Here is a 4,804-nt window from a genome sequence, read left to right as displayed (position 1 = left end):
GAGTCGAACTCCCAGCAGCCCGCCGGCTGCGACCATCAGCCTGCCGTACTCGACGCAGCCGCGTAACCCCCGAGAGATTTACCCAGATGACCACTTAGCCCCGGGCGGCGTGCTGGTCAGCTACGCCTCCATGGGCCGGCCAGGACACGTGCTGGCCGACACTGTCCGCGGCGCGCTGCGCAACAGAATGCCGAACCTGCTGCCTGGCAAGCGCACGGCCCTCTGCACGCTGCCCCGGGAGATCTCCGCGGACCGTTCTGACCCCGGTTGCCATAGCGATGAACATATGTTTACTATAGTAAACGTGTGTTCATCACCTTCGGCGGATCTGACCGCCCAGGCCAAGATCCGTAACGCCGCCATCGCGCACTTCGCCCGCGACGGCTTCCAGAAGACGAACCTGCGCGCCATCGCGGCCACCGCAGGGGTGAGCGCCGCCCTGGTCATCCGGCACTTCGGCAGCAAGGACAACCTGCGGAGCGTCTGCGACGAGCACGTCCTGCAGATCCTGGTGAGGAGGGCCCGGACTGCGGCTGACCTGGTCGGCGTGCGGGATCTGTCCCAGGAATACCTGTCGGGCTCGGAGGAGTACCGCCTCCATGTGCAGTACATGGTGCGCGCGATCGAGGAGGACTCCTCCGCGGCCACCACGTTCGTCAACACGCTGGTGGAGGAGACCGAGCAGCTCTTCCGGGACGGGATCGCCGGCGGCTCGATGCGCCAGTCCTCCGACGTGCGGGCGCTGGCCGTGCTCACCGTGCTGGTGAGCCTGGCCACGCTGACCATGGCGCCGCCCCTGACCCGCGCGCTCGGCTTCGAGCGGATGGGCCCCGACGTGCTGCGGCGCATCGGGCTGCCCATGCTCGAGATCTACACCCACGGCTTGTACGCCGAGGACACCATGCTCAAAGCCGCCCAGACCGCCTGGGAGGCCCATCAGGGAGACGATCTCTAGCCCTCCCCCCATCACCACACAAGGACATCCATGATGACTGAGACTGATGCCATTTCCATGGCCGGATTGGTCAAGTCGTTCGGCCCGGCACGGGCACTGAACGGCCTCGACCTCGTCGTACGGACCGGCGAGGTGCACGGCTTCCTCGGGCCCAACGGCGCGGGCAAGAGCACCACGATCCGGATCCTGCTGGGCCTGATGCGCCCCGACGCGGGCGCCGCCCGGCTGCTCGGCGGCGACCCCTGGACACAGACCGCTGAGCTGCACCGCCGCCTGGCCTACGTGCCCGGCGACGTCACCCTGTGGCCCGGCCTGTCCGGCGGTGAGGCCATCGACCTGCTCGGCCGGCTGCGCGGCGGGCTTGACCGGCGGCGCCGGGACGAGCTGATCGAGCGCTTCGACCTCGACCCGCGTAAGAAGGGCCGCACCTACTCCAAGGGCAACCGCCAGAAGGTGGCCCTGGTCGCGGCTCTGGCCTCCGACGCCGAGCTGCTCATCCTCGACGAGCCCACCTCCGGCCTGGACCCGCTGATGGAGGAGGTCTTCCGGCAAACGGTCCAGGAAGTGCGGCGCGCGGGTGACCGTACGGTGCTGCTGTCCAGCCACATCCTCTCCGAGGTCGAGGCGCTGTGCGACCGCGTCACGATCATCCGCGACGGCCGTACCGTCGAAACCGGCACCATGGCCGAGCTGCGGCACCTCACCCGCACCTCCATCGACGCCGAACTGGCCGCCCCACCGGACGGGCTGGCCGGCCTGCCGGGTGTGCACGGCCTGCGCGCCGACGGCGGCCGGGTACGCTTCAGCGTCGACGCCGCCGCGCTGGACCTCGCACTTCGCCACCTCACCCAGGCCGGCGTGCGCAGCCTGGTCAGCCAGCCTCCGACGCTGGAGGAGCTGTTCCTGCGGCACTACGACCGCGCGACCGCGAACGTCAAGGGCCGGCACGCGGAGGCAGGACGATGAACGCGTTCGCCGGCACGGGAAAGCTCATCCGCGTGGTGCTGCGGCGCGATCGTGTGCTGCTGCCGCTGTGGGTGGCCTTCATCTGCATGATCCCGGTGGTGTTCGTCGGCGCGTTCACCGGCGCGTACCCCACGGCCGAGGCCCGTCAGCACTACTACGAGACCAGCGTCCACACCAGGGCCTTCACCATCGCCTACGGCGTGCTGAACGGCTCCAGCCTCGGCGAGCTCGTCGCCTGGCGGTCGGGGTTCGTGACGTTCATGGTCGCGCTGTTCGCGCTGCTCACGGTCATCCGGCACACGCGTACGGAAGAAGAGGCCGGACGGCGCGAACTGGTCGGGGCGACCGCGGTGGCGCGGCACGCGAACCTGGCCGCCACTCTGATCGTCACCTGCGGGGCCGCCCTGGTCCTGGGCGTGGCCTCGGCGCTGGCGCTGATCGGCCAGGGCCTGCCCGCCGCCGGCTCCCTGGCGCTCGGACTCGGGTTCACGGTGGCCGCCTGCGCGTTCGCCTCGATCGGCGCGGTGACGGCGCAGCTCACGACTGGCGCGGGCGGCGCGCGCGTCATCGGGATCAGCACGCTCGGCGCCGCGATCCTGCTGCGCGGCGTCGGCGACGTCGCCGCGCAGTCCGGTGACGGGCCTGCCTGGGTGTCCTGGATGACGCCGCTCGGCTGGGCGGAGGCGCTGCGGCCCTACAGCGGCGAACGCTGGTGGGTGCTCGCGCTCGCGGCCGGCGCCGTGCTGGCGCTGATCGTGCTGGCCGTGGCGCTGTCGGAGCGGCGCGACCTCGGCGCCGGCATGTTCCAGGCCCGCCTGGGCCCGGCCGCCGCCGGACCCCGCCTGCGCAGCCCGCTGGCGCTGGCCTGGCGGCTGCACCGCGGGCCGCTGATCAGCAGGCTCGCCGGACTCGCCGTGGTCGGGCTCGTGGTCGGCGCGATGTCGGCGAGCCTTGGGACGCTGATGGACAACGGCGGCGCCGCGGCCCGAGAGGCGCTGGCCCGGCTCGGCGGTCCCGGCACGCTCGTCGACCAGTTCCTCGCCCCCATGATGACCATGCTCGGCCTGGTCAGCGCCTGCTTCGCCATCCAGGCCGCGCTGCTGCTCAGGAACGAAGAGCGCGACGGGCGGGCCGAGCCCCTGCTGGCCACCCCGGTGCGCCGGCTGCGCTGGGCGGGCAGCCACTTCGCGTTCATACTGCTCGGCCCGGCGCTCGGGTTGATCGCCTTCGGGACGGCCGCCGGTCTGGCGCACGGACTCAACACCGGCGACGTCGCCCGTGAGCTGTCCCGCCTCCTAGCCGCCGCTCTCGTGCAACTCCCTGTGGTGTGGGTGTTCACCGGGGTCGCGTTCGCGCTGTTCGGGCTGCTGCCTCGGCTGGTCGCCGGCACGTTCGCGGTGGCCATGGTGAGCATGTTGTTCGGCTGGGTCGGCCTGGAGTTGCAGCTCGACCAGTGGGTCATCGACCTGTCGGTCTTCGAGCACGTACCGAAACTTCCCGGCGGGGTCATGACGGCCACCCCACTGATCGTCATGACCGCCGTCGCGGCGGCCCTCGTCGCGGCCGGCCTGGCCGGATTCACCCGACGCGACATGCCCACCATCTGAGCCTGGAGGACATCATGGGAGTGACCCTTCCTACACTGACCCCGCTGCAGGAAACCCTGTGGGTGACGCTGTGCGGCCGGGCGCTCGACAGCCGCCTGCCAAGCCCCATACTCGGCGACCGCATGGCCTACGAGATCATCCACAAGACCGGCTACGACCACCGCAAACTCCGCTGGAGCGCGGCCTCGGCCATCGACGTCGCCCAGCGCGCCAAGAAACTGGACGAGATCGCGCAGCGGTTCATCGCCCGCCACCCCGACGCGATCGGCATCGACCTGGGAGCCGGCCTCGACACCCGAGCCCTCCGCATCGACCCTCCATCGACAGCGGACTGGTACGACGTCGACTTTCCCGAGGTCGTGGACGCCCGGCACCGGATCATCCAGGAGCGGCCGCACACGCACACCATCGGCGCGGACCTGACCGAGCCCGGCTGGCTGGAGGCGCTGCCCGCCGACCGTCCCGCCGTGATCGTCGCCGACGGCGTGCTGCCCTTCCTCTCCCAGGAAGAGATGATCACGCTGCTGGACCGTCTCACCAGCCATTTTCCCAGTGGGGAGATCGCGTTCAACGTCTACACCCGATTCACCGTCTGGACCGCGAGACACTACTCCGGCAGCCGGTTCCTGGTCCCCCTCTTCAAGTCCCCCGGCTTCGACCGCCTCGACCCCGTACGGTGGAACCCGCGACTGACCCTGATCCGGCACATCCTGCTCACCCGGGAGCCCGAGGTCGACCAGTTCCCGACGGCCCTGCGCCTGTGGACCCGCCTGTCGGCGCTCAGCGCGGCCTTCTCCAGGCTGGGCACCACGGTCGCGCACTACCGTTTCTGACGATTCCGGCCGGCGACTCACGCCGGGGTCGGGCATCCCGTCTTCTAGTTGTTCGCATAGCGTGTACAGCAACACCGCGTGAGGAACATGCGAGTTCCTGCCGTGCAAGGATCTGAACGCCTGGCAACTATTCGTGGAGACGGCCGGCCCATGCAGCGCTTGCAGCCGCCAGCCCGCACGGATTCAGCCGAAGCGACGACAGTTCAAGGCACCCGTTGGAGCCGTGTCGAATGCCTCCGCCATCACCTTCCGAGACCACCGGCAGGGGAAGGTGGATGGTGCCGGGCTTGTATCGGTTTGCTGGAGTCCACACACCCAGCCGTCGAGGCAGCGCGTTCGACGTGGCTAAGTGGTCATCTGGGTAAATCTCTCGGGGGTTACGCGGCTGCGTTGAGTACGGCAGGCTGATGGTCGCAGCCGGCGGGCTGCTGGGAGTTCGACTT

Annotated in this window: 4 protein-coding genes; all 4 read left to right on the top strand. The window is 69.9% G+C overall.

Translation table 11 applies throughout. The annotated features are described in order from the left end of the window. Positions 1 to 304 precede the first annotated feature (304 nt). Genes AB0C30_RS59760 through AB0C30_RS59745 form a run of 4 tightly spaced genes read left to right on the top strand, consistent with a single transcriptional unit; the run spans position 305 to position 4,361 of the window. Positions 305 to 955 carry a TetR family transcriptional regulator gene (locus AB0C30_RS59760; protein ID WP_357962659.1) on the top strand — a complete coding sequence of 217 codons (651 nt, stop codon included), beginning with the start codon at positions 305 to 307 and terminating at the stop codon, positions 953 to 955. Positions 956 to 988: 33 nt separating this feature from the next. Next, positions 989 to 1,921, top strand: a complete 933-nt coding sequence (locus AB0C30_RS59755) for an ABC transporter ATP-binding protein (RefSeq protein WP_357962662.1) — start codon at positions 989 to 991, stop codon at positions 1,919 to 1,921. Then, entirely contained in the window at positions 1,918 to 3,528 is a 1,611-nt protein-coding gene (locus AB0C30_RS59750) for an ABC transporter permease (protein WP_357962655.1), read from the top strand. Before AB0C30_RS59755 ends, AB0C30_RS59750 begins: the two co-directional genes overlap by 4 nt. A gap of 14 nt (positions 3,529 to 3,542) precedes the next feature. Then, positions 3,543 to 4,361: a class I SAM-dependent methyltransferase gene (locus AB0C30_RS59745; RefSeq protein ID WP_357962652.1), complete on the top strand. Its 819-nt coding sequence runs from the start codon at positions 3,543 to 3,545 to the stop codon at positions 4,359 to 4,361. Positions 4,362 to 4,804 lie beyond the last annotated feature (443 nt).

Origin of the sequence: Nonomuraea sp. NPDC048901, from assembly GCF_040649695.1 — a bacterium.
Taxonomy (GTDB): domain Bacteria; phylum Actinomycetota; class Actinomycetes; order Streptosporangiales; family Streptosporangiaceae; genus Nonomuraea.
Note: the sequence above shows the minus strand (reverse complement) of the source record. Positions and strands in the feature narration are given on the sequence as shown.